General features: G+C 72.7%; 16 protein-coding genes and 1 pseudogene. 7 read left to right on the top strand and 10 right to left on the bottom strand.

What is annotated here, in order from left to right:
• A pseudogene (locus ABZV94_RS29630) lies at positions 1 to 312 on the top strand (hypothetical protein); the annotation flags it as partial.
• 57 nt (positions 313 to 369) lie between these two features.
• Complete coding sequence (locus tag ABZV94_RS29625) at positions 370 to 1,038, top strand: HAD family hydrolase (protein ID WP_356345694.1); 669 nt, start codon at positions 370 to 372, stop codon at positions 1,036 to 1,038.
• Between the two features lie 188 nt (positions 1,039 to 1,226).
• Here the strand turns inward: ABZV94_RS29625 and ABZV94_RS29620 are convergent, their stop codons facing one another.
• A complete protein-coding gene (locus ABZV94_RS29620) occupies positions 1,227 to 1,793 on the bottom strand; it encodes a DJ-1/PfpI family protein (RefSeq protein WP_356345692.1) in 567 nt (188 codons plus the stop codon).
• 615 nt (positions 1,794 to 2,408) lie between these two features.
• Here ABZV94_RS29620 and ABZV94_RS29615 point away from each other — a divergent pair.
• Together ABZV94_RS29615 and ABZV94_RS29610 are read left to right on the top strand one after the other, a co-directional pair.
• Entirely contained in the window at positions 2,409 to 7,355 is a 4,947-nt protein-coding gene (locus ABZV94_RS29615; protein ID WP_356345690.1) for an NAD-glutamate dehydrogenase, read from the top strand.
• A 289-nt stretch (positions 7,356 to 7,644) separates the two neighbouring features.
• Positions 7,645 to 9,039: a hypothetical protein gene (locus ABZV94_RS29610; protein ID WP_356345697.1), complete on the top strand. Its 1,395-nt coding sequence runs from the start codon at positions 7,645 to 7,647 to the stop codon at positions 9,037 to 9,039.
• 82 nt (positions 9,040 to 9,121) lie between these two features.
• Here ABZV94_RS29610 and ABZV94_RS29605 read toward each other — a convergent pair whose 3' ends face one another.
• From ABZV94_RS29605 to ABZV94_RS29590, 4 genes are all read right to left on the bottom strand, one after another.
• Positions 9,122 to 10,786 carry a glycosyltransferase family 2 protein gene (locus tag ABZV94_RS29605; RefSeq protein ID WP_356345688.1) on the bottom strand — a complete coding sequence of 555 codons (1,665 nt, stop codon included), beginning with the start codon at positions 10,784 to 10,786 and terminating at the stop codon, positions 9,122 to 9,124.
• Positions 10,783 to 12,993, bottom strand: a complete 2,211-nt coding sequence (locus tag ABZV94_RS29600) for a CDP-glycerol glycerophosphotransferase family protein (protein WP_356345687.1) — start codon at positions 12,991 to 12,993, stop codon at positions 10,783 to 10,785. The genes ABZV94_RS29605 and ABZV94_RS29600 overlap by 4 nt, the downstream gene beginning before the upstream one ends.
• 102 nt (positions 12,994 to 13,095) lie before the next feature.
• On the bottom strand, positions 13,096 to 13,995 hold the full coding sequence (locus ABZV94_RS29595; RefSeq protein WP_356345684.1) for an ABC transporter ATP-binding protein: 900 nt from the start codon (positions 13,993 to 13,995) through the stop codon (positions 13,096 to 13,098).
• The gene (locus ABZV94_RS29590) at positions 13,988 to 14,902 is read right to left on the bottom strand and encodes an ABC transporter permease (RefSeq protein ID WP_356345682.1); all 915 of its coding nucleotides are present in this window, start codon (positions 14,900 to 14,902) and stop codon (positions 13,988 to 13,990) included. Before ABZV94_RS29590 ends, ABZV94_RS29595 begins: the two co-directional genes overlap by 8 nt.
• A 202-nt stretch (positions 14,903 to 15,104) precedes the next feature.
• Between ABZV94_RS29590 and ABZV94_RS29585 the strand changes: the two genes are divergently transcribed.
• On the top strand, positions 15,105 to 15,740 hold the full coding sequence (locus ABZV94_RS29585; protein WP_356345679.1) for a TetR/AcrR family transcriptional regulator: 636 nt from the start codon (positions 15,105 to 15,107) through the stop codon (positions 15,738 to 15,740).
• Between the two features lie 73 nt (positions 15,741 to 15,813).
• Here ABZV94_RS29585 and ABZV94_RS29580 read toward each other — a convergent pair whose 3' ends face one another.
• Together ABZV94_RS29580 and ABZV94_RS29575 are read right to left on the bottom strand one after the other, a co-directional pair.
• The gene (locus tag ABZV94_RS29580) at positions 15,814 to 17,490 is read right to left on the bottom strand and encodes a glycosyltransferase family 2 protein (protein ID WP_356345676.1); all 1,677 of its coding nucleotides are present in this window, start codon (positions 17,488 to 17,490) and stop codon (positions 15,814 to 15,816) included.
• A gap of 44 nt (positions 17,491 to 17,534) precedes the next feature.
• Positions 17,535 to 18,806: a glycosyltransferase family 87 protein gene (locus ABZV94_RS29575; RefSeq protein ID WP_356345674.1), complete on the bottom strand. Its 1,272-nt coding sequence runs from the start codon at positions 18,804 to 18,806 to the stop codon at positions 17,535 to 17,537.
• Positions 18,807 to 19,031: 225 nt separating this feature from the next.
• Between ABZV94_RS29575 and ABZV94_RS29570 the strand changes: the two genes are divergently transcribed.
• Complete coding sequence (locus tag ABZV94_RS29570; RefSeq protein WP_356345671.1) at positions 19,032 to 20,516, top strand: glycosyltransferase family 39 protein; 1,485 nt, start codon at positions 19,032 to 19,034, stop codon at positions 20,514 to 20,516.
• Here ABZV94_RS29570 and ABZV94_RS29565 read toward each other — a convergent pair.
• A complete protein-coding gene (locus tag ABZV94_RS29565; RefSeq protein ID WP_356345668.1) occupies positions 20,464 to 20,955 on the bottom strand; it encodes a MarR family transcriptional regulator in 492 nt (163 codons plus the stop codon). The genes ABZV94_RS29570 and ABZV94_RS29565 overlap by 53 nt on opposite strands.
• A 74-nt stretch (positions 20,956 to 21,029) precedes the next feature.
• Here ABZV94_RS29565 and ABZV94_RS29560 point away from each other — a divergent pair, with 74 nt between their 5' ends.
• Positions 21,030 to 21,443 (top strand): organic hydroperoxide resistance protein, encoded by a 414-nt coding sequence (locus ABZV94_RS29560; protein WP_103810415.1) that lies wholly within the window; start codon positions 21,030 to 21,032, stop codon positions 21,441 to 21,443.
• Positions 21,444 to 21,500: 57 nt separating this feature from the next.
• Here ABZV94_RS29560 and ABZV94_RS29555 read toward each other — a convergent pair whose 3' ends face one another.
• Both ABZV94_RS29555 and ABZV94_RS29550 read right to left on the bottom strand, forming a co-directional pair.
• Positions 21,501 to 23,702 carry a CDP-glycerol glycerophosphotransferase family protein gene (locus tag ABZV94_RS29555; protein WP_356345666.1) on the bottom strand — a complete coding sequence of 734 codons (2,202 nt, stop codon included), beginning with the start codon at positions 23,700 to 23,702 and terminating at the stop codon, positions 21,501 to 21,503.
• Between the two features lie 6 nt (positions 23,703 to 23,708).
• The coding region (locus tag ABZV94_RS29550; RefSeq protein WP_356345664.1) for a CDP-glycerol glycerophosphotransferase family protein at positions 23,709 to 25,063 on the bottom strand (1,355 nt) is incomplete at its 5' end.

Here is a 25,063-nt window from a genome sequence, read left to right as displayed (position 1 = left end):
GGCGCGGTACGGCGCCGGGTCGTGGTCGCCGTGGACGTGCCCGACGGCGCCGCGAGCGCCGACCCGGACCGCGCGCTCGAACCCGCCGCGCTCGGCGAGGTCACCGTGCGGGTCACGGTGCCGCTGGCGAAGGCGGCCTCGGTGCACGTCGACGCGGAGGACGCGGAGCCGGACGTGGCCGCAGCGGCGGACGCGCTGGAGGCGGCGGACGGCGGGGACGACGACGCGCAGTTCGTCGTGGACGGGGCGGACGACCACGAGCTGCTGTGGTACGCCACGCAGGAGATCCCCAACCTGGTCGGGCTGGGCTGACCCGGGCCGGTCCGAGCGGCGCCTTGATTGTCAGTGGGGGCGGGTACGGTCTTGGACATGGGGATGCAGGCAAGCGCGCACATCGTCTGGGACTGGAACGGGACGCTGTTCCACGACAATGACGCGATCATCGGCGCGACGAACGCGGCCTTCGCGGAGCTGGGGCTGGCGCCGATCACACTGGAGCAGTACCGGGCGCTGTACTGCGTGCCGGTGCCGAAGTTCTACGAGCGGTTGCTCGGCCGGCTGCCCACCGACGCCGAGTGGGAGCTGATGGACGGGGTCTTCCACCGGTACTACGCCGAGCACCGGGTGCGGTGCCGGCTGACCGAGGGGGCGGAGGAACTGCTCGCGGGGTGGCGGTCGGCGGGGCACAGCCAGTCGCTGCTGAGCATGTACGGGCACGAGGACCTGGTGCCGCTGGTGCGGGGTCTCGGGATCGAGGCGCACTTCCTGCGGGTCGACGGGCGTACGGGGCCGTCCGGGGGCAGCAAGGCCGAGCACATGGTGCGGCATCTGGAGGCCCTGGCGGGGACGGTGGCGCCGGAGCGCACCGTGGTGATCGGGGACGCGGCGGACGACGCGGTCGCCGCGCGGCATGTGGGCGCGCGGGCAGTGCTGTACAGCGGGGGGTCGCACAGTCGGGTGAGTCTGGAGGGCGTGGGGGTGCCGGTGGTGGACACGCTGGCCGAGGCGGTGGCCGAGGCGCGGAGGATGGCGGCGTAGCCCCGCGGGGCGTCCGGGCGGGCCCGCGGGACCCGGCCGCCCGGTGCCGGCCGGGGCGGGCGAGCCGGCCGGCGCAGCTCCCCGGGGCAGGGGGAACCGCGCGACCGGCCACGGCGGAGTGACACCGACGGCGCCCCGCGCGCCGGACGGCGGCACCGCGTACGTCTCTCAGCCCACGCGTACGTCTCTCAGCTCACCGGTGCCTTGGAGCGAAGCACCGTCAGGAACTCCCGCATCCACGCCGGATGGTCCGGCCAGGCCCGGGAGGAGACCAGGGTGCCGTCGACGACGGCCTCGGTGTCCTGGAAGCCCGCGCCGGCCGCCTGCATGTCCGGCTCCAGCGCCGGGTAGGCCGTGACCCGGCGGCCCCGCAGGGAGTCGATCGCGGCGGTGAGCAGCGGGCCGTGGCAGATCTGGGCGACCGGCTTGTCGGCGTCGAAGAAGGCCTTGAGGATCTTGCGCAGTTCGGGGTCGTTGCGCAGGTACTCCGGGGCCCGGCCGCCGGGGATGACGAGGGCCGCGTAGTCCCCCGGGTCGACCTCGGAGAAGGCCAGGTCGGCGGGCCAGGTGTAGCCCGGCTTCTCGGTGTAGGTGTCGAAACCGGGTTCGAAGTCGTGGACGACGAAGCGGAGGGTCTTGCGGGTGGGGGCGGCGATGTGGACCTCGTAGCCTTCCTCGCGCAGCCGCTGGTAGGGGTAGAGCACCTCCAGGGACTCCGCCGCGTCGCCGGTGACGATGAGGATCTTGGTGGGCATGTCGGCTCCTCCGGGGAGACTCCGCACAGTGTTCTGGGCACCGTGCCTCCGCCGGGCGCCCCTTGCCAAGAGGGCCCGGCGCTTTTCAGGGTGCGACCACGGGCGAGGCGGCGCGACCGGGTGACCGGGGACGCCGGCACCGGGGTGCGGATCCGGCCGTCGGATACGCCACCCGCTCCCACCCCGCCGCTGTGCAGAACGTCAAACTTGCCCCCTCGGTTTTGTACACATACGGCTCATGACGGGCCCGGGGTAAGTGGCGATAGCCTTGTGGCGTGATCAGCGCGATATCTCGCGGGGGCGATCCTGCTCCTGCCCTGCGCCCGGGTTGCACGGAACACCTCCGTGACCGGGCCGCGGTCGCTGGTCTTCGCGGGCGGGACGGGGGCACCGACGCCCCCAGGACGCCGAGGACGGCCCGGGACACGACGGTGCCGAGAGCAGCGTCACAGTCGACGGACGTGCAGAGAATGGCCGAATTCCCCCCGCTCATCTCACCTCGCGGCATAGCGTCGGAACGGACCGGACACCCCGGGCCGTGGCGTCGAGCCGGAGGGAAAGAGACCGTACTTCCTTCTACGTCACGCAACGGCGCGCGACAGGAGCCAGAGGACAATGCAGACCAAGCTGGACGAAGCCAAGGCCGAGCTGCTCGAACGGGCCGCCCGGGTAGCTGAGAACAGCCCGGTCGGGGGGCACCTACCGACCGGGACGACGAGCGAGGGCACCCCCGGCACCCCGGACAGCGAATCCGTGCTCGCGTTCCTCCAGCGCTACTACCTGCACACCGCACCGGAAGACCTGGCCGACCGCGACCCGGTCGACGTCTTCGGCGCCGCGGTCTCGCACTACCGTCTCGCCGAGACCCGCCCCCAGGGCACCGCGAACGTCCGGGTGCACACCCCGACCGTGGAGGAGAACGGGTGGACGTGCAGCCACACCGTCGTGGAGGTCGTCACCGACGACATGCCCTTCCTCGTGGACTCGGTCACCAATGAGCTGACCCGGCAGGGGCGCGGCATCCACGTCGTGATCCACCCGCAGTTCGTCGTGCGGCGCGATCTGACCGGCAAGCTGATCGAGGTGCTGCCGGCGCAGTCCACCGGGCTCACCGGCGACCTCCCGCACGACACGCACGTCGAGTCCTGGATCCACGTCGAGATCGACCGCGAGACCGACCGCGCCGACCTGAAGCAGATCACCGCCGATCTGCTGCGCGTGCTGTCCGACGTCCGCGAGGCCGTCGAGGACTGGGAGAAGATGCGGGACGCGGCGATCCGGATCGCCGACGGCCTGGAGGGCGAGCCCGTCCCCGCCGACCTGCCCGGCCCGGAGGTCGAGGAGGCCCGCGAGCTGCTGCACTGGCTGGCCGACGACCACTTCACCTTCCTCGGCTACCGCGAGTACCAGCTGCGCGACGACGACACGCTCGCCGCCGTCCCCGGCACCGGTCTCGGCATACTGCGCTCGGACCCGCACCACGCCCAGGACGACCAGCACCCGGTCAGCCCCTCCTTCGAGCGCCTCCCGGCCGACGCCCGGGCCAAGGCCCGCGAGCACAAGCTGCTCGTGCTGACCAAGGCCAACAGCCGGGCCACCGTGCACCGGCCGTCGTACCTGGACTACATCGGCGTCAAGAAGTTCGACGCGGACGGCAACGTCGTCGGTGAGCGGCGCTTCCTGGGTCTGTTCTCCTCCGCCGCGTACACCGAGTCCGTGCGCCGCGTCCCGGTCATCCGCCGCAAGGTGGACGAGGTGCTGGACCTCGCCGGGTTCTCGCCCAACAGCCACGACGGCCGCGACCTGCTCCAGATCCTGGAGACCTACCCGCGCGACGAGCTGTTCCAGACGCCCGTCGCGGAACTGCAGTCCATCGCCACGAGCGTGCTCTACCTCCAGGAGCGCCGCCGGCTGCGGCTGTACCTGCGCCAGGACGAGTACGGCCGCTACTACTCGGCCCTCGTCTACCTCCCGCGCGACCGCTACACCACCGGTGTGCGCCTTCGGATCATCGACATCCTGAAGGAGGAGCTCGGCGGCATCAGCGTCGACTTCACCGCCTGGAACACCGAGTCGATCCTGTCCCGGCTGCACTTCGTCGTCCGGGTCCCGCAGGGCACCGAGCTGCCCGAGCTGTCGGACGCCGACAAGGAGCGCATCGAGGCCCGCCTGGTCGAGGCGGCCCGCTCCTGGGCCGACGCGTTCGCCGAGGCGCTGACCGCCGAGTGCGGCGAGGAGCGCGCGGCCGAGGTGCTGCGCCGCTACAACAACGCCTTCCCGGAGGGCTACAAGGCCGACCACAGCCCGCGTGCCGCGGTCGCCGACCTGGTGCACCTGGAGCAGCTCAGCGAGGACAAGACCTTCTCCCTGAGCCTGTACGAGCCGGTGGGCGCCGCGCCCGAGGAGCGCCGCTTCAAGATCTACCAGAAGGGCGGCTCGGTCTCCCTCTCCAAGGTGCTGCCGGTGCTCAGCCGCCTCGGGGTCGAGGTCACCGACGAACGGCCGTACGAGCTGCGCTGCGCGGACCGCACGACCGCCTGGATCTACGACTTCGGTCTGCGCATGCCCAAGGCGGCGGGCGGCGGGGAGTACCTCGGCGACGACGCGCGCGAGCGGTTCCAGGAGGCCTTCGCCGCGACCTGGACCGGCCAGGCCGAGAACGACGGCTTCAACGCGCTGGTGCTCAGCGCCGGGCTGACCTGGCGGCAGGCGATGGTGCTGCGGGCCTACGCCAAGTACCTGCGGCAGGCCGGCTCGACCTTCTCGCAGGACTACATGGAGGACACCCTCCGCAACAACGTCCACACCACCCGGCTCCTCGTCTCCCTGTTCGAGGCGCGGATGTCCCCGGAGCGGCAGCAGGCCGGTGTGGAGATCACCGACGCGCTGCTGGAGGAGCTGGACGCGGCCCTGGAGCAGGTGGCCAGCCTGGACGAGGACCGCATCCTGCGGTCCTTCCTGACCGTCATCAAGGCGACCCTGCGCACGAACTTCTTCCAGGAGGCGGAGGGCGGCAAGCCGCACGACTACGTCTCCATGAAGTTCGACCCGCAGGCCATCCCGGACCTGCCCGCGCCGCGCCCGGCGTACGAGATCTGGGTGTACTCGCCGCGCGTGGAGGGCGTGCACCTGCGCTTCGGCAAGGTCGCCCGCGGCGGCCTGCGCTGGTCCGACCGGCGCGAGGACTTCCGTACCGAGATCCTCGGCCTGGTCAAGGCGCAGATGGTGAAGAACACCGTCATCGTGCCGGTCGGCGCCAAGGGCGGCTTCGTCGCCAAGCAGCTGCCCGACCCGAGCGTGGACCGCGACGCCTGGCTCGCCGAGGGCATCGCCAGCTACAGGACGTTCATCTCGGCGCTGCTCGACATCACCGACAACATGGTGGCCGGCGAGGTCGTGCCGCCGCGGGACGTGGTCCGGCACGACGGCGACGACACCTACCTGGTGGTCGCCGCGGACAAGGGCACCGCGACCTTCTCGGACATCGCCAACGAGGTCGCGAACACCTACAACTTCTGGCTCGGCGACGCCTTCGCCTCCGGCGGCTCCGCCGGTTACGACCACAAGGGCATGGGCATCACCGCGCGCGGCGCCTGGGAGTCCGTGAAGCGGCACTTCCGCGAGCTGGGCGTGGACACGCAGAGCGAGGACTTCACGGTCGTCGGCATCGGTGACATGTCGGGTGACGTGTTCGGCAACGGCATGCTGCTGTCGGAGCACATCCGCCTGGTCGCCGCCTTCGACCACCGGCACATCTTCATCGACCCGAACCCGGACGCGGCCGTCTCCTACGCCGAGCGCCGCCGCCTGTTCGAGCTGCCCCGCTCCAGCTGGGCCGACTACAACACCGAGCTGCTGTCGGCGGGCGGCGGGATCTTCCCGCGCACGGCCAAGTCGATCCCGCTCAACAGTCACATCCGCGAGGCCCTGGGCATCGAGGGCAAGGTCACCAAGATGACCCCGGCCGACCTGATGAAGACGATCCTCAAGGCGCCGGTGGACCTGCTGTGGAACGGCGGCATCGGCACGTACGTGAAGGCGTCGACGGAGTCGAACGGGGACGTCGGCGACAAGGCCAACGACGCCATCCGCGTCGACGGCGGGGACCTGCGGGTCAAGGTCGTCGGCGAGGGCGGCAACCTGGGCCTGACCCAGCTCGGCCGGATCGAGTTCGCCCTGCACGGCGGCAAGATCAACACCGACGCGATCGACAACAGCGCCGGCGTGGACACCTCCGACCACGAGGTGAACATCAAGATCCTGCTGAACGGCCTGGTCGCGGACGGCGACATGACCGTCAAGCAGCGCAACAAGCTGCTCGCCGAGATGACCGACGAGGTCGGCGCGCTGGTCCTGCGCAACAACTACGCGCAGAACACCGCCCTGGCCAACGCCCTCTTCCAGGCCAAGGACATGCTCCACGCCCAGCAGCGGTTCATCCGCCACCTGGTGCGCGAGGGCCATCTGGACCGGGCGCTGGAGTTCCTGCCCACCGACCGGCAGATCCGCGAGCGCCTCGCGGGCGGCCAGGGCCTGACCAGCCCGGAGACGGCCGTCGTCCTGGCGTACACGAAGATCACGGTCGCCGAGGAGCTGCTGCACACCTCGCTGCCGGACGACCCGTACCTGCGCGGACTGCTGCACGCGTACTTCCCGACGGCCCTGCGCGAGCGGTTCGCCGACGCCATCGACAACCACCCGCTGCGCCGCGAGATCACCACGACCGTGCTGGTCAACGACACGGTCAACACGGGCGGTACGACGTATCTGCACCGTCTGCGCGAGGAGACCGGCGCCTCCCTGGAGGAGATCGTCCGCGCCCAGACCGCGGCCCGCGCGATCTTCTGCTCGGCGCCGGTGTGGGACGCCGTCGAGGCCCTGGACAACAAGGTCGACGCGGCCGTCCAGACCCGCATCCGCCTGCACTCGCGCCGCCTGGTCGAGCGCGGCACCCGCTGGCTGCTCAACAACCGGCCGCAGCCGCTCCAGCTCGCCGAGACGGTGGAGTTCTTCGCCGAGCGGGTCGAGCGGGTCTGGCAGGAGCTGCCGAAGCTGCTGCGCGGCGCGGACGTGGAGTGGTACCAGCACGTGCACGACGAACTGTCCGCGGCCGGCGTCCCGGACGAGCTGGCCACCCGGGTGGCCGGGTTCTCGTCCGCCTTCCCGACGCTCGACATCGTGTCGGTGGCCGACCGCATGGGCAAGGAGCCGCTGGACGTCGCCGAGGTCTACTACGACCTCGCCGACCGGCTGAGCATCACCCAGCTCATGGACCGCATCATCGAGCTGCCGCGCGCCGACCGCTGGCAGTCCATGGCCCGCGCCTCCATCCGTGAGGACCTGTACGCGGCGCACGCGGCCCTCACCGCGGACGTCCTCGCGGTGGGCAACGGCACCTCGACGCCGGAGCAGCGGTTCAAGGCCTGGGAGCAGAAGAACAGCGCGATCCTGGGCCGCGCCCGCACCACGCTGGACGAGATCCGCAGTTCGGACTCGTTCGATCTGGCCAACCTGTCGGTGGCGATGCGCACGATGCGGACGCTGCTGCGCACGCACTCGTAGCCGTACGGCACGACGCGGGGCGCCCCGGGGACCGTCTCCCCGGGGCGCCCTTCTTCTTGCCCGGCTCTCCTTCTTGTCCGGCTCTCGCGCGCCTCTCGTCCGCCTCTCGTCGGAAACGGGCGGCGAATTTACCTTTTCCTGCTCTTCGCGGTGCTTCGGATAGGGTCGGCGTGTGCACACCGCGCCGTCTGACACCGAACAGGTGAGCCGTACGGCACCACCCCGCGGCTCCGCGTCGCGGGTGGCCCGTGAGCTGCCGCAGGTCGCCGCCGCGCTCGTCGTGGTGCTGATGTTCTGGGTCGTCGTCCGCCTGCCGTGGGCGGGCGACCTCGGCATGCACGCGGCGACGATCCAGCGTCTCCGGCACAGCCTGCCGCACCCCGGCAACCCGCTGGTCGACGCCGACACGCCCAGCCCGTACTACTCGCCCTGGATGCTGCTGCTCGGCACCGTCGCGAAGCTGACGGGCCTGTCGGTCTTCGTGGTCCTGCGCCTGGCGGCTCTCGTGGGACTGGGCCTGCTGGTGACAGGCGTCCGCCGCTACGTCCGTACGCTCAGCGGCCACCGGGCCGCGCCCGCGCTGGCCCTCCTGAGCCTGGTGTTCCTCTGGGGGCCGCTGCTGTTCAACTGGAGCGGCTTCCTCGGGCTGAACTCCCTCGCGCTGACGGTGTCGTACCCGAGCGTGTTCGCGCTCGGCCTCGCCTTCCACTTCTGGGCCTGGCTGACGCGGGCGGTGCGCGGGGAGGCGGCGTGGGGGGCGTGGCTGGGGCTGGGCGCCCTGTGGGCGGTGATCCTGCTGTGCCACCAGTTCACCGGTGTGGTGGCCTCGTTGGGCGGTCTGGCGGCGGTGCTCGCGGCGCGGCCGGCGCGCGGGGTGGTGCTCCGGCTGGGCGCCGGGCTGCTCGTGGGCCTGCTGGTGCTGTGGATCTGGCCGTACTACGACTTCTTCGCGCTGTTCTCCGCCGGCGCGGACCTGGAGGCCGTCCACCGGCCGCTGTACCGGGACCTGGCCGGACGGTTCGGGCTGGTGCTGCTCGGGGTGGCCGCGCTGGGCCTGCGCTGGCGCAGGGACCACCGCGACCCCCTGGTCCTGTTCTTCGTCCTCGGCGCGCTGGTGTTCGCGGCGGGGGGTCTGAGCGGCCACTACTCCTGGGGCCGCGCCCTGCCCGCCGCGCTGATCCCGGCGCAGCTCGCGGCGGCGCTGGAGGCCGTGTCGGCGGGGCGGGCCGCGGTGCGGCGGGGATGGGCGTGCGTGCTGCTCGCCGCGCTGGCGGTGGGGGCGTGGACGCAGGCCGGGACGCTCGGGTACGTGGTGCCGCGGCACGCGCTGCCCGGGGTGGTCGCGGCGAAGTACCGGACGCCGTGGACCGGGTACCAGTGGATCATGCGGGCGGGGGTGCGGTACGGGGACGTGGTGATGGCCCGTACGTTCCCGGCTCGGCAGATCCCCGCGTACGGTCCCTACACCGTGGCGCCCGGCTACCCGGATTTCTTCCTTCCGGACGCTGCGCGGAGGCAGGCGGCGGTGGAGCGGTACTTCTCGCCGGCGGCGGGTGCCGGGGAGCGGCGGGGGATTCTGCGGGAGTACGGCGCGAAGTGGGTCGTGGGGGGTGCCGACGCGCCGTGGCTCCGCAGGGCGGCCGTGGGCCCGGGCGGTCAGGTCCTGTACCGGGTGGTTCCCTGAGCTGTACCGGTGAACCGCGCGAGCGGCCACGACGGACCCGCAGCCGCCCACACCGCACACTCCAACGGCCCTGAAACCCCCGCTACTTCAGCACACTCGCCACCAGCCGCGCGGCGTTCTTCACCCGGGGGCGGGCCAGGCGGCGGACGGCGGGGCGGGTGACGCGGGCCGTCACCCCGACCGGGCGCCAGCGCAGCTGCAGGCGGCCGGGGTTGCGGCCTTCCGGCTCGACGGTGAGTTCGTGGGGTGCCGCACCGGAGTGGTAGTCGATGCGGGCCGTGCGGGCCGGGAAGTCCAGCGGGGCCAGGAGCAGACCGGAGTTGGACAGGCCCTGCTGGTCCAGGCGGACCAAGGGGTGGCGTACGCCCTGGAAACCGTGGAGGGGGACCGGCGCGGACGCGAGGTCGAGGCGGACCGTGCCCTCGAAGACGCCGGGGCGGACCGGGTCCAGGCGGAAGGGGACGGTCATGCGACGCCGGCCCGGGCTCAGGAGCAGGGAAGCGCGCTGGGGGCCGACCGGCAGCCGCAGACCGGGGTCGTAGGTGCGGATGCCCAGGGTCAGGGTCGCCCCCGCGCCGGGCGCCAGCTTTGTGATCTCGTGGCGGAACAGGGCGGACGGGAACGGCCGGGTGTCCAACTCCAGCTCGGACAGGTCCAGTTCGCGGCGGGCGCGGTCCGTCGAGGGCACGGTGTCACCCCAGTACGGGACCCCCGTGCCGTAGGTCGTCACCCGCCGCGGCGCCACCGCGTGCCCCAGCCCGCGCGCGGCCAGCCGGGCCTCGGCGAGGCGGCCGTCCCGCAGCAGCTCCAGCACCACCCGCTCGGCGCGCGGCAGCCGGCCGTACGCCTCGGGGGAGAGCGTGTCCAGGTACGGGTTCACGATCTCCGTGAACGCCGTCAGCCACTCCTCGTCCCGGTAGGGCAGGTCACCCGCGTACATCCGGAAGTCGTGCTTGAGGAACTTGTAGTCCTTGTCCTCCCGCAGCCCCGCGTGCCCGCTGCTCACCAGGAACTCGTCGATCAGCCGCTGGACGTGCACGCGGTCGCTGACGTTGGAGATCTTGTGCCGCTGGTTGGAGATGGAGGCGGAGGACGCGTCCGCGAACGGCTCGATGTACCAGATGTACACCGGGTCCGGGATGATCGTGAACGCCTCCGCCAGGCAGTACGCCTGCGCCGAGAACAGCTGGTCCTCGTAGTGGATGCCCTCGGGGAAGCGGAGCCGGTGGCGGTCGAGGAAGGCGCGCGCGTACATCTTGCTCGTCGACAGGTGCTCGAAGAGCAGACGGGGGTCCGCCTCGATGCCCTCCAGCGTGCGGCGCTCGGCGACCAGGTGCGGCATCCAGGTCGAGCGGCGGCCGTTGTCCACCCGGACCCGGCGGACCGCGCCCATGGTGAAGTCGACGTCCCGCTCGCGGTGCGCGGCGAGCAGCGACTCGACGGCGCGCGGCGGGAGTTCGTCGTCGCTGTCGAGGAACATCAGGTACGGCGCCCGGGCGATCTCGATGGCCCGGTTGCGCGGGGCGCTGCACCCGCCGCTGTTCTCCGGCAGCCGGATGTAGCGGATGCGGTGGTCCTGGGCCGCCAGCTCCCGGGCCACGGTGGGCGTCTCGTCGGTCGAGTGGTCGTCGCTGATGACGATCTCGATGTTCGCGTGGGTCTGCGCGCGCAGCGAGGCGACCGCGCGGGGGAGGCGGGCCGCGTCGTTGTAGACGATGACCGTGACCGTGACGTCGGGGCGGGTCATGCCGTGGCCTCCTCGGGCGTCGGGGCGGGGGTGCGGTCCTCGATGGGGAGCACGGGCGGCAGCGCGTGCTCCGGTTCGCCCAGGAACACCCGGCGTACGACCCGTTCGGCGGCGCGTCCGTCGTCGTACTCGCAGAACCGGCGCCGGAACGCGGCCCGTGCCTTGGCCGCGCTCTCGTCGCGCCACGCGCCGGAGAGGAAGATCTCGGCCAGCTCCTCCTGGGTGCGGGCGACCTGGCCGGGGTGCTCGGCCATCAGGTCGAAGTAGACGCCGCGGGTCGTCCGGTACGTCTCCCAGTCGTCGGCGTAGATGACGATCGGGCGGTCAAGGTTGGCGTAGTCGAACATGATCGACGAGTAGTCCGTGACCAGGGCGTCGGCGGCGAGGCACAGCTCCTCGACGGGGTCGTAGGAGGAGACGTCGATGATCCGGCCGGAGCGGCGCAGGCCGGTCAGCGGGGAGGCGGCGCCGCCGTAGAAGTAGTGGGCGCGGACGAGGAGGACGGTGTTGTCGCCGAGCCGGTCGGCGAGGGCGGCCAGGTCGAGGCGGGGGGTGTAGCCGGCCTCGTAGTCGCGGTGGGTGGGGGCGTAGAGGACGGCGGTTCTGCCCGGGGCGATGCCGAGGCGTTCGCGGGCCGCGCGGACGTCGGCGGCGGTGGCCGTGTAGAAGACGTCGTTGCGCGGATAGCCGTAGTCCAGGGACGTGTAGCGGGACGGGTACGCGCGCTCCCACATGCGGGTGGAGTGGCTGTTGGCGCTGACGCTGTAGTCCCACTTGTCGATCCGGGCCAGCAGGGCGGCGAAGTCCAGGCCCTTGGCGGCGGCCGGGTGGTCCATCTGGTCCAGGCCCATGCGCTTGAGCGGGGTGCCGTGGTGGGTCTGGAGGTGGACGGCGTCCGGGCGTTTGACCACCGCGTTCGGGAAGTTGACGTTGTTCGTCAGGTACTTGGCGGTGGCGAGGGTCTCCCAGTAGCGGCGGGTGCCGGGGACGACGTGGTCGGTGCCGGGCGGCAGCAGGGCCTCGTTCTGCTTGCTCACCACCCACACCGGGTGGATGTGCGGGGCGAGTTCGGCGAGCTTGGCGGCGATCGCGGCCGGGTTGCAGGACACGCCGCGCTCCCAGTAGGCCGCGAACACGGCGAGGTTCGGGTCCACCGGGCGGTTCAGGGCGCGCTGGTACTGGTGCTCGCGGATCCTGGTGCTCAGCTGCCGCTTGCGGGTGCGGACGGCCTTGCGGGCGGCGCGGCGGGTGCGGTTGGCGGCCTGGAACGCCCGGTACTTGGTGTACGCGCCCTCCTCCAGCAGCGCGTGCCGTACGCCCTCCAGGCCCGCCGGGCGCCGGTGGTCCTCGGGGCGCCAGCGGACCGCGGCGACGGAGGCGCGGCGGAAGAACTCGCGGGCCACCGGGTCGGGCAGGTTCTCGCGGGCGAAGGTGCGGATGAGGTCGCGCACCATCAGGTCGTACAGCACCCTGCGGGGGGCACGGCGGTCCCTGGTGAGCGGGAGCAGGGACTCGTAGCGGTCGATGAGCCGCAGCCGGTCCTCGGGGGCGCGCGCCGGCAGGCTCTCGGGGCGCAGTACTCGGTGCTCGTACGCCGTCTGGTTGAGGCAGGCGACCCGGCCCGCGTACAGCAGGGCGGCGTGGGCGGCGCGCTGTTCGTCGTCGGTGTTCAGCAGCTCCTCGTGGGCCCGCCAGAACGCGGTGCGCAGGGCGCGGTTGCCGAGCAGCGGGGTGAGGCGCAGCAGGTCGGCGGCCTCGTCCAGGGGGCGGTCCGCCCGGCCGACGGCGGCCAGGTGGCGGCCGTCGGGGGAGGGCCGCGCGGCGGTCTGCCAGGTGGTGGTGACGTGGTCGAAGAGGAGGACGTCGACGGGTTCGGCGGAGGTGCCGGCGTCCAGCTCGGCGGTCCGCTCGGCGATCAGGCGGGGCGCGCCGGCCGGCAGGCCGTCCTTGGCGTGGACGAAGTGCAGCCAGCGGCCGGACGCGCGGGCGGCGCCGGCCGCCCGGGCCGCCGGGTCACCGGTGCCGTCCGGCAGCGGGACGACGATCGTCTCGGGGGCGTGGCGCTCGGCCGTCTCCTGGGCCCAGTCGCCGACGGCGGCGACGATCACCTCGGCGTCGGTGAGGGGGTGGGCCTCAAGGGAGTCCAGCAGATCGGTCAGATGCCCCTGTGCGTTCGGCCCGTAGACGATCACGCTCAACTGGGGCATCGCGATGGACTCCTTCGGCTCGTCGTCTCCCGCCGCACCCTTCATAACATACTGTCATTAAGCGGATGAAAGGGATAACTACGATTGGCGTAAGAGCTGCGCTCAGGAAGGAAGACCGACTTTCGGGGCCTCCGGTTGCGGTGTGTCCGCTTTTGTGGCATCGGGCTTCGGCTTTGTGGCATCCGCCTTCGGCGCGGGCTTCTTCGGGGCCGGTTTCTTGTCGCCGGTGAACGCCTCGTACTCCCTCATGACCTCCTCGGTCGGCCCGTCCATGCGCAGCTCGCCGCGCTCCAGCCACAGGACCCGCTCGCAGGTGTCGCGGATCGACTTGTTGTTGTGGCTGACCAGGAAGACCGTGCCCGCGTGCTGCCGCAGCTCGCGGATCCGCGCCTCCGAGCGCTTCTGGAAGGAGCGGTCGCCGGTGGCCAGCGCCTCGTCGATCAGCAGGACGTCGTGGTCCTTGGCGGCGGCGATGGAGAAGCGGAGCCGGGCCGCCATGCCGGAGGAGTAGGTGCGCATCGGCAGGGTGATGAAGTCGCCCTTCTCGTTGATCCCCGAGAAGTCGACGATGTCCTGGTAGCGCTCCTTGATCTGCTCCCGGGACATGCCCATGGCGAGCCCGCCGAGGAAGACGTTCCGCTCGCCGGTGAGGTCGTTCATCAGGGCCGCGTTGACGCCCAGCAGGGAGGGCTGGCCGTCGGTGTAGATGCGTCCGTTCTCCACCGGGAGCAGGCCCGCGACCGCCTTCAGCAGGGTCGACTTCCCGGAACCGTTGGTCCCGATGAGCCCGATCGCCTCACCCTTGTGGGCGACGAACGACACCTTCTTCACCGCGTGCACCTTGCGCACGCCGGCCGCCTTCTCGGTCTGCTTGCGGCGCAGGATGCGGTTGAGGGCGGCGGTGGCGGAGCCCCGGCCGGCGCCGGTGCCGTTCACCCGGTAGACGATGTCGACGCGGTCCGCGACGACGGTGGGGACCTTCTCTTCGCTGCGCTCAGCCACGGCCGTACCTCTCCTCAGCCTTCCAGAAGTAGACGAAGCCGCCGATGCCCGCGGCCAGGGCCCAGCCGATCGCCGCCGCCCACACGTGCGGGGGCAGCTGGCTCGCGTGGAAGCTGTCGATCAGCGCGAACCGCATCAGGTCGATGTAGACGGCGGCCGGGTTGATCTCCAGCAGGACGGTGACGATGTGCGGCAGGTCGTCCTTCCTGGCCAGCTTGTCGATGCTCCACATCACGCCGGACACGTACATCCAGGTGCGCAGGACGAACGGCATCAGCTGCGCGATGTCCGGGGTCTTCGCGCCCATCCGCGCCATGATCATCGACACGCCGGCGTTGAACGTGAACTGGAGCGCCAGGGCCGGGACGGCCAGCACCCAGGAGACGGAGACCGGCACGCCGAAGCAGAGCAGGATGACGACCAGCGCGGCCATCGAGAACAGCAGCTGCTGGAGCTGCTGGAGGCAGAAGGAGATCGGCAGGGCGGCGCGCGGGAAGTGCAGGGCGCGGACCAGGCCGAGGTTGCCGGAGATCGCGCGGGTGCCCGCCATGATCGAGCTCTGCGTGAACGTCCAGATGAACACGCCCGTGACCAGGAACGGGATGTAGTCGGGCACGCCGTGCTTGGTGCCGAGCAGCACGCCGAAGATGAAGTAGTAGACCGCCGCGTTCAGCAGCGGGGTCATGACCTGCCAGACCTGGCCGAGCTTCGCCTGGCTGTACTGCGCGGTGAGCTTGGCGGTGGCGAAGGCGGTGATGAAGTGGCGGCGGGCCCACAGCTGGCGGACGTACTCCGGCAGGGTGGGGCGGGCGCCGCTGACCGACAGGCCGTGCCGGGCGGCCAGCGCCGCGAGATCGTCGTCTGCCGGGGCCCGGGTGGGGGGCGGTGTGTGGAGGACCTGGCTCACATCCGCTGCTTTCGCTCGGGGGAGGGGGTGCTGCGCCCGACTTTCGCCGGGATCGCCGTGTCCGTGCCCGTCGTCCGGAGTTTCCTTACGCTTCTCTTCACGTTCTCTTACGTCGGGACGGGACCGTATCGTCGCAACGTGAGCGTAGGCCCAACCGACGTCGGAACGCAACCGTTTCGTCGTAACGCCCTATGCTGTGGGTATGACGACGAACGCCGCCGAGTCCGCCGACGAGCCGGCGCGTCCGCGCCGCCGGACGCCCGCCGGTGCCGCCGTGCTCCGGGAGGACGTGACCGAGGCCATCCGGGCGGCCGTCTTCGAGGAACTGGCGGCCGTCGGGTACGCGCGCATGTCGATCGAGGGGATCGCCCGGCGGGCCGGAGTCGGCAAGACGGCCGTGTACCGGCGGTGGCGTTCGAAGCTCCACCTGGTCCTGGACGTCGTCTCGGCGATGGCGGTGACCGGGTTCCCGGTGCCCGACACCGGCTCCCTGGAGGGGGACCTGCGCCTCCTGTACGAGGTCACGTCCCGTGCCCTGCGCCATCCGGTCGCGTCCCAGATCATCCCCGACCTCCAGGCCGAGGCGGCCCGCAATCCCGAGATCGCGGAGGCCTTCCAGAAGGCGCTGCGGGACGGACAGGAAGGGGTGGCCAGCAGGATCGTGGCCGCGGCGGAGGGGCGCGGTGAGGTCCGCGCGGGCGTCGATCCCGACCTGGCCCTGGACCTGATCTCCGGGCCGCTGTACTGGCGCTCGGTGGTCATCCGCTCCCCGAAGCTGCCGAAGGGCTACCTGGAGAAGCTGGCACGGGCGACGGCGGGTGCGCTGAAGGCGCTGTGACGCACCCCGAGGGACGCGGGGAACCGCGCGACCGGTCCTCCCACGCCGGCGATCGCGCGTTCGCCCGCCTCGGTCAACGCCCGGACGGCGTGCGCCCCGTGTCCCGGTGCAGCAGGCGGCGGAGCCGGCCGCGGACCACGGTCAGCGCGCCCTGGAGCCCGGTCGCCAGCCGCAGGGCCAGCGCGCCGGAGTGCGTGGCGTACGGCTGCGCCAGGAGCACGCCGTGCAGGGCGCTCGGTACGGCGCGCCGGCGCAGCCGTCCCGCGCCCGGGAGAGCGTGCGCCGTGACCTCGCGCCGGGTGCCGTCCGGGAAGCGGAGGGTCAGACGCAGGTCCCAGGTGCCCGAGCCGAGCCGCGCCAGGTCGACGGGCACCTCGGCGGACCAGCTGTCCGGGCCGCAGGGGGTGAGCGCCACCGTCGCGCACCCGCGCGTGCGGTCGTCCTCGCGCGCCCGCCACTCCACGTCCACCTCCGGCGGGCCCGCCTCGGCCACCCTCCCGTACAGCTCGTGCAGCCGCAGGCGCAGCCGCGAGGCCCGCGCGCGGGGGCGCAGTTCCGCGTCGACCGCGAGCGGGAGCGCGGCGACGGGCCGGGTCAGCAGGGGGGCCAGGGAGACCTGGGGGAGGTCGGCGGACCAGACCGGGTCGCCCTCGGGGGTGCGGGCGTACGGCGGGAGCAGGCGCGCCGGGCGGGCGGCGAGTTCGCGCAGGCGGGGCAGGTCGCGCGGCTCGGGGGAGGCCGTCACGACCCGCGCGAGCAGCCGGCCGGGTGCGGCGGGGTCCCGCTCCCAGTCGGCGGAGTCGTAGCGCGCGAGGTACGCCCGGGTGTGCTCCCACCACGCACGCCGGTAGTGCGCGTCGCGCAACCCCAGCTCGCGCGCGTACATGCGCACGTCGTGGTCGAGGAACTTGGCGCGTGCCGCCCGCGCCAGCTCCTTCTGCCCGGCGCCCCGCAGGATGTCGTACGCCAGCGCGCACGCCTCGACCCGTGCCGTCCAGTTCTCGATGCCGCCCCGGTCCAGCGAGAGCGACAGCCGCCCGGCCGACCGGCGTACCTGCCAGACGTAGACCCGGTCCGGCACCAGGGCGATGCGCGGGGACGCGGCCAGCACGCGCGCGGTGAAGACGAAGTCCTCGTAGAGGAAGCGGCCCTCGGGGAAGCGGATGCCGTGGTCGCGCAGGAAGCCGGTGCGGTACAGCTTGTTGACGCACAGCGTGTCGTGGACCAGCAGGGGGCGCTGCGCGGGGCGCGCGAGGACGGTGCGCGCCGTGTAGAGGGGTGCCTGCCAGGGCTGTTCGCGGCCCGACGGCAGCTCCCGGCGCACGCACAGACCGCTCGCGACCTGGGCGCGTTCCTCCGTGGCCGCGGCCAGCAGCGCGTCCACGGCGCCGGGCGGCAGCACGTCGTCGCTGTCCAGGAACATCACGTACGGCGCGGTCGCCGCGTCGATCCCGGTGTTGCGCGGACTGCCGCAGCCGCCGCTGTTCACGCTCCGGCGCACCACCCGCAGCCGGGGCTCATCGGTGGCCAGCCGGGCGAGCAACTCGTCGCTGCCGTCCGTGGAGCAGTCGTCCACGGCGATCACCTCGGCGACCGCGGGCCCCTGCGCCAGCGCCGAGCGCACGGCCTCCCCGACATGGGCGCGGTCGTTGTAGCCGATGACGACCACGGCGACCTGAGCCGCCGGCACCGAGGGCGGTGCAGGGGCCGGTGCCGGTGCCGGGTGCGGGTCTCGCGCTTCTGGATGCATGGGGTCCACCGGCCGGGAGCGTAGGAAGATTCAGTGACACCCCGTCAAGAGGCGCTCAGTGCTCGCTCCGGAAGACGGTCGGAACCGGGCCGGGGTTGCGTCCTCGGCACCGGCGCCTCGGCCGGCGGCCGCGCGGCCCGCCACAGCCGTACGAAGGACAGCACGGCGGCGGCCGTCAGCAGCCCGTTGCGGGCCAGCATCAGCAGGCACCCGGCCCAACTGCCGGCGATCACCTCGCCGTAGTACATCGGGAACGCCACCGTGCTCAGCGCGGACGCCGCGAGGATCAGCACCGCCACCGGCCGCTGGCTGGTGTGCCGGGAGGTCAGGCACACGGCGGCCAGCCCGATCAGCCAGATCATGTACTGCGGGCTGATGACCCGGCTGGTGACCGTGAACAGCAGCACCGCGCTGAGCGCCGCGTCGTACGGCGTCGCCTCGCTCCAGCGCCGTGCCCGCACCCGCCACAGCACCAGCAGCCCGAAGGAGACCGCCGTCAGCGTGAGCGAGGCGGTGGCGACGGCGTGCACCCGGGGGCCGACCATCTCCATCGCGCCGTACTGGTAGCGCGCCCGGCCCGGCCAGCCGAGGTGCCGGGCCAGATTGAGCGCCGTTCCGCCGAGCGACTCGATCTGCACGCCCCGGCCGCCCTGCTCCCGCAGGAAGGACAGCGGATGCGCGAAGAGGGCCGCCAGCACGGCCAGGCACGCGGCCCCGGCCCACGCCCCCCACGCCCACGCCGTGCGCGTCGGCCGGCCCCGGGGCGTGCCCAGCAGCACCAGCGCCGGCCACACCTTCACCAGCGCTCCCAGCGCCCCGAACACACCCCCCGCGCGCGGGGAGCGCGCCGAGGCCAGCAGGGACAGCACGGCCAGGGCGGTGACCTGGACGTCGTACCGCGCGAGCGGCATGTGCAGCAGCAGCGGCAGACCGCCGGTCCACAGGGCCGCGCCGAGCAGACTGCGCCCGTCCCGGGTGCCCGCGCGGAGCAGCGCCGCCGTGGTCAGCGCGTCCACGGCCAGCGTGAGCGCCACGAACGCCTCGAAGTACGTCAGGCCCGGCAGCATTCCCGGCGCCAGCAGCACCGCGCCCGCGCCCGGCGGGTACTGCCACAGCGTGTCGTGCACCGGGAACGAACCGTGCGCGAGGACGCCGTACCAGTGGAAGTACAGCCGCCACACCTCACGGCTCACCGAACCGCCGCCCAGCAGCCGGGCGCCGCCGTGGGCGAGCAGCCACAGCATCAGGGCGCGGGTGGTGAGCCACAGGACGGCGAGGGTGAGGACCGGGCCGGGGGTGACACGGAGACGGTTCATCACATGGGAGCCTAAGCGGTAGTGATGGTGTATTCATGCTGATACGCCGTCAAGGGCCGCAAATATTGGCTAATCGCAAGAGATCGGGCCATGGTGAACGTCGGGCTTCCTGCGAAACCGCAGTCGCGTCGGGCGGCTGGAACGACCACGGGCGTACCGACAGGTGCAACGAGCCACCCACCGCACGGGGCACCCGGGCACACCCGCCTCCGCCGGACCGCCGTCGTGGGCGTGCCCGCGCTGGCGATGCTCGCGCTCGGGCTCTGGGGCCTGGACCGGGGCGGCATGTGGCGCGACGAGGCCGTCAGCTTCCAGGTCGGGCGCCGTACGGCACCGCGGATCTGGCTCCTGCTGCACGACGTGGACGCGGTGCACGGCCTGTACTACCTGCTGCTGCGGCCCGTCCTCGCCGTCCATCCCGGGGAGGTCGCCCTGCGGCTGCCGTCGGTGTGCGCGGCGGCGGCCACGGCGGGTCTGGTGGCCGCCCTCGGCGCCCGGCTGGCCCGGCCGCGGGTCGGCCTGTGGGCCGGGCTGCTCTACGCCGTCGCGCCGATGGCCGGCCACTACGCGCAGGAAGGCCGCTCCTACGCCCTGGTCGCGGCCGGTGCCACCGGCGCGACCCTGCTGTTCGTCCGGGCGGTGCGGGGCGGGTCCTGGTGGCCGTACGGCGCGGTCCTCGCGCTGACCTGCTGGCTCCACGAGTTCGCGGTGCTGCTGCTCCTCGCCCACGCGGTGTCGCTGGCGCTGGCGCGGGCGGGGACGCGGGTGTGGCGGGGCTGGGGGCGTGCGGCGGCGGCGGTCGTGGCCGCGCTGGTGCCGATGGTGGTGGTCTCACGGGGGCAGTCGGCGCAGGTGGCCTGGTTGCGGACGCCTACGGCGGACACCGCGGAAAGGTTGCTGCGCGGGTTCCTGGGGCCGACGGACGAAGTGTTCTGGACCTGTCTGGCGTTGGCCGTGGCGGGGCTGGCCGGGTTGGTGGGGCGGCGCGGGGAACTGACGTGCGCGGGGGTCGCGCTGCCCGTGGTGGTGGTGCCGCCGGCGGTGCTGATGCTGGCGTCGCAGTTGTCGCCGCTGTACGTCGACCGGTACGTGCTGTACGCCCTGTCGGGGGCGCCCCTGCTGGTGGCGGCGGGGGCCGACCGGGTGGCGGGGGCGGTGGCACGGCGTCCGCTGCCGCAGTCCCCCTCCGTCCCCCTCACCGGCGTCCTCGCCATCGCCCTCTCCCTCCTCCACCAGTTCCCCCTCCTCCAGAAGGACCGTGACCCCGGGAGCCGGCCGGACGATCTCGGTGCCGTGTCCCGCGCCGTCGCCCGCGTGGTGGAGCCCGGCGATCCCGTGCTGTTCCTGCCGGCGTCGGCACGGAACGCGGCGCTCGCGTATCCGGGGGCGTTCCGGGGGACCCGGGACGTGGCGCTGGTGGCGGGGGCGGCCGAGTCCGGGACGCTGTACGGGCGGGAGGCCGGGCCGGCTCAGGTGCGCCGCAGGCTGGCACGGGTGGAGCGGGTGTGGGTCGTGGCGGACCGCACGCTGCTCACCGGCCGCCGGGTCCCGCGCGGTCCCGTCGAGCGGGCGAAGGCCGAGGAGCTGGGGCGGGGGTTCATCGGCCAGGACGAAGCCGTGCGGGGCGGGATGGCCGTACGGCTGTACGTCCGCCCGGTCATCCCGCTGCTCGCGCCTCCGCCTGCGCCGCCGCGTCCAGGGCCGTCGTGAGCCGCTCCAGGCGGGCGTGCAGGTCGACGATCTCCGCCAGCTCGAAGCCGGTCGCCGACATGATCCGCGGGGGCACCTCCAGGGCCCGTTCGCGCAGTGCCGTGCCCTTCTCGGTGAGGTGGACCCGCACCGAGCGTTCGTCCTGCGCGCTCCGCTCGCGGCGCACCAGACCGGCTCCCTCCAGCCGCTTGACGAGCGGGGAGAGCGTGCCGGAGTCGAGCCGCAGCTGTTCGCCGAGCGTCTTGACCGGCAGGTCGCCCTGTTCCCAGAGGACCAGCATCACCAGGTACTGGGGGTAGGTGAGCCCGAGGTCCTTGAGGATCACGCGGTAGACGCTGTTGAAGGCGCGCGAGGCCGCGTGCAGCGAGAAGCAGATCTGGCGGTCGAGGCGCAGCCACTCGGTGTCGGTCATGCGTCCAGGATAGCTCTCGCGGCCCATCTAGTTGTGCACAACTCAATTGTGTGCTCTACTTGTGGTCGCAACGAACCGCACACCCGAGAGGGATGGTCTTCATGGACGCGCTCTACACCGCTGTCGCCACCGCCACGCACGGCCGCGAGGGCCGCGCCGTCTCCTCGGACGGCCGGATCGACCTCAAGCTGGCCCCGCCGGTGGAGCTCGGCGGCAACGGCGAGGGCACCAACCCCGAGCAGCTCTTCGCCGCCGGGTACGCCGCCTGCTTCGGCAGCGCCCTCGGGCTCGTCGGGCGCCAGGCGAAGGTCGACGTCAGCGACGCGGCCGTCACCGCGGAGGTCGGCATAGGCAAGCAGGGCGAGGGCTTCGGGCTGAAGGTGACCCTGCGCGTCGAGCTGCCCGACACCGTGGACCAGGAGACCGGCCGCAAGCTGGTCGAGAGCGCCCACCAGGTCTGCCCGTACTCCAACGCCACCCGCGGCAACATCGACGTCGACCTGGTCATCGAGTAAGCACCGCGTGCGCCCGAGGGGGCCGGCCCGGCCGGGGCCGGCCCCCTCGGCGTCCCGCTAGGCCGACGTCAGCGCGTCCGGGGACGAGGCCTGGCCGGGGATCCTGGGCACCGGAGCGGGCATCGGCTCGCCCAGCAGCAGCGTCCGTACGACCCGTTCGGCGGCCCGCCCGTCCTCGTACGCGCAGAACCGGGCCCGGAAGTCCGCGCGCAGCCGGGCCGACTCCTCGTCCCGCCACCCGCCCGAGGCGAACAGCCACGCCAGCTCCCGGTAGGAGTGCGCGACATGGCCGGGCGGCTCCGCGGTGATGTCGAGATAGGCGCCCCGGCTCGCCGTGAACGCGGCCCAGTCGTCGGCGTGCACCACGATCGGCCGGTCCAGGTTGGCGTAGTCGAACATGACGGACGAGTAGTCCGTGACCAGCGCGTCCGCCGCGAGCAGCACCTCCGCCAGCCGTGGTTCGTCGGTCGCGTCGACCACGACCCCGCGCCGGGCCAGCTCCGCGAGGCCCATGCCGCGCGCGGGACCGTTCGCCAGCGACGGGTGCAGCCGGACCACGAGGGTGTGCCCCTCGCCGAGGTCGGCCGCGAACCGGGCCAGGTCGAACCGCTCCACGTACCCGCTGCGGCGGTAGTCCCGCCGGGTCGGCGCGTACAGCACCACCGTGTGGTCCGCCGGGATGCCGTGCCGCTCCCGGAAGCCGCTGGGCCCGCCGTTCACCAGCACGTCGTTGCGCGGGCTGCCGGTGCGCACCGACGTGAAGTGGCAGGGGTAGGCGCGCTCCCAGACCAGCTCGGAGTGGCGGTTGGCGACCAGGCTGTAGTCCCAGCGGTCGGCCCGGCGCAGCATCTGCGGCACGTCGAAACCGAGCCGGGCGCCCGGCTTGTCCAGCAGGTCGGCGCCCAGGTACTTCAGCGGAGTGCCCTGGTGGGTGTGGATGTGCACGCTGCCGGGGCGCTTGGCCAGGGTGCCGGGCCAGTTGACGTCGTTGACGAAGAACTTCGCGCGCGCGGTCACCTCCAGGTACCGCCGGGACCCGACGATCACGTGCTCGACGTCGGGCGGCAGCTGCGCGGCCGTCTCCGCGTCCCGCACCACCCACACGCCGCGCAGCCGCGGGGCGATCTCACGGGCGGCGGCGTGGACGGCCGCCGGGTCGCCGAGCAGGCCGCGGTGCGAGGACGCCGAGTAGACCACGAGGTTCTCGTCGAGCGGCCGGAGGGCGTGCAGGGCCGTCCAGCCGGTGCGGGCCCGCGCGGCGGCGGCCCGGCGCGCCCGGTCCGCCCGCCGGGCCGCCTCCCGCCCGGCCCGCGCCGCCTGCCGCTTGACCTGGTACCCGGCCCAGGAACCGGTCAGCACGGCGACCTCGCCGTCCACCGCGGCGCCCTCCGGCCGGTGCCGGCGGAACATCTCCGCGGTCCGGCGGAAGAACTCGGCCCTGTCGGCGGGCGGCAGCCGGTCCGGCTTGGCCAGGATGTCCAGGCAGTGCTCGCCCATCTTGCGGTGCAGGTACGGCCGCCAGACCGCCAACTCCGGCCGCTCGGCCACGAAGGCGAACACCCGCTCGTACTGGTCGTGGATGTCGAAGTGCTTGCGGCTGGTGGTGGACAGGATGTTGCCCTGCCGGCGCTGCCGGTAGTTCAGGCAGATCCGGTCCAGTGCGGCGATCCGGCGGGCGCTGAGCATGACCGGGAAGGTCCAGGGGGTGTCCTCGTAGTAGCCCGGCGGGAACGCGAAGCCGTTCTCCGTGACGAACTCGCGCCGGTAGACCTTGTTCCACACCACCATCAGCAGGTCGAGGATCTGCGGATACTCCGAGACGGCGAACGTGCCGGGCGCCTCGGCCAGGACGTGCGCGAGGACGTTGCGCCGGGTGCCGCCCCACCAGTACGTGCGCGCGTAGTCGAAGACGAGCACGTCCGGGTCCTCGGCCTCGGCGAGCCGGTCGGCGACGGCCCGCAGCGCGCCCGGGGTGAGGGTGTCGTCGCTGTCCAGGAAGAACAGGTAGTCGCCGGTGGCGTGCGGCATGCCCGCGTTGCGGGCCCGGCCCAGGCCCACGTTCTCCGGCAGGTGCAGCACCTTCACGCGTGGGTCGCGCTCGGCGTACTCGTCCAGGATCGCGCCGCAGCCGTCCGGGGAGCAGTCGTCGACGGCGATCAGCTCGAAGTCGCCGAAGGACTGGCCGAGCACCGAGTCCAGGCACTCGCGCAGGAATCCCTGCACCTTGAAACAGGGCACGATCACACTGAAGCGGGGCACGGCGGGTCAGCTCCTCACGAGGGTCGCGGCGGCGGGGGCGGGGATGCGTTCCGCGAGCGGGATCACGGCCGGGACCGCCTCCGGCGGCTCGCCGAGCAGCACCCGCCTCACCACCCGCTCGGCGGCCCGCCCGTCGTCGAACTGGCAGAACCGCTCACGGAACGCGGCCCGCAGCGCCCTGGCCTCGGGGCCCGCGTAGGAGCCGTCGCGGAAGACGGCGGCCAGCTCCTCGGGGGTACGGGCGACCAGCCCGGGCGGCTCGGCCGTCAGGTCGAAGTAGACGCCCCGGGTCTCCCGGTAGACGTCCCAGTCGTCGGCGTACACGACGATCGGCCGGTCCAGGTTGGCGTAGTCGAACATGATGGACGAGTAGTCGGTGACCAGCGCGTCCGCGGCCAGGCACACGTCCTCGGAGGAGCGGTGGGCGGTCACGTCGATGATCCGGTCCGAGCCGCGGGCCCCGCCCCGGTCGTAGAAGTAGTGGGCGCGCAGCAGCACGACGACGTCCTCGCCGGCCGCCGCGCAGAACGCCTCCAGGTCGAGGCCGGGTTCGAAGCCGGTGTGGTGGTCGCGGTGGGTGGGCGCGTACAGCACGGCCGTCCTGCCCTCCGGGATCCCCAGTTCCCGCCGGATCCGGGCCACGTCCCGCGCGGTCGCCGTGTAGTAGACGTCGTTGCGCGGATAGCCGTACTCCAGATGCTCGTAGGAGCCGGGGAACGCGCGCTCCCACATCTGGGTGGAGTGGCGGTTGGACGACAGGTTGAAGTCCCAGCGGTCCACCCGGCCGAGCAGCTTGGTGAAGCTGCCGGACCGCGCGGCCACCACCGGGTACGTCGACTGGTCCACGCCCATCGTCTTCAGCGGGGTGCCGTGCTGGGTCTGCACGTGCACACTGCCCGGCCGCTTGACGACGCCCTCGGCGAAGTTGGCGTTGTTGATCAGGTACGTGGCGCGGGCCAGCACCTCCCAGGAGCGGCGGGAGCCGATCACCGCGTACTCGACGTCCTGCGGAACGGTGTGTTCCTGGCCGGCCTCGACCAGGAACACCGAGCGGATGTGCGGGGCGAGTTCACGGGCCTTGGCGTGGATCGCCGCGGGGTTGCAGGCGTAACCGCGGCCCCAGTAGGCGCAGTAGACCGCGAGGTTCGGGTCGAGCGGGCGGCGCAGGTCGCGGGCGTAGCGCAGCCGGGTGCGCAGCATGTGCGGGCGGGGCAGCCGGCCGGTGGCGCCGCCGGCCACCCGGTTGGCGCCGCGCAGGGCGCGGAACGCGCTGTACGCGCCCGCCGCCAGCAGCCGGTGCTGCACCCCCAGGCTGCCGCCCGGCACCCGGTGGCCGGCCGGCCGGTGCCGCCGGTAGAGGC

Origin of the sequence: Streptomyces sp. NPDC004658 (assembly GCF_040609555.1) — a bacterium.
Taxonomy (GTDB): domain Bacteria; phylum Actinomycetota; class Actinomycetes; order Streptomycetales; family Streptomycetaceae; genus Streptomyces.
Note: the sequence above shows the minus strand (reverse complement) of the source record. Positions and strands in the feature narration are given on the sequence as shown.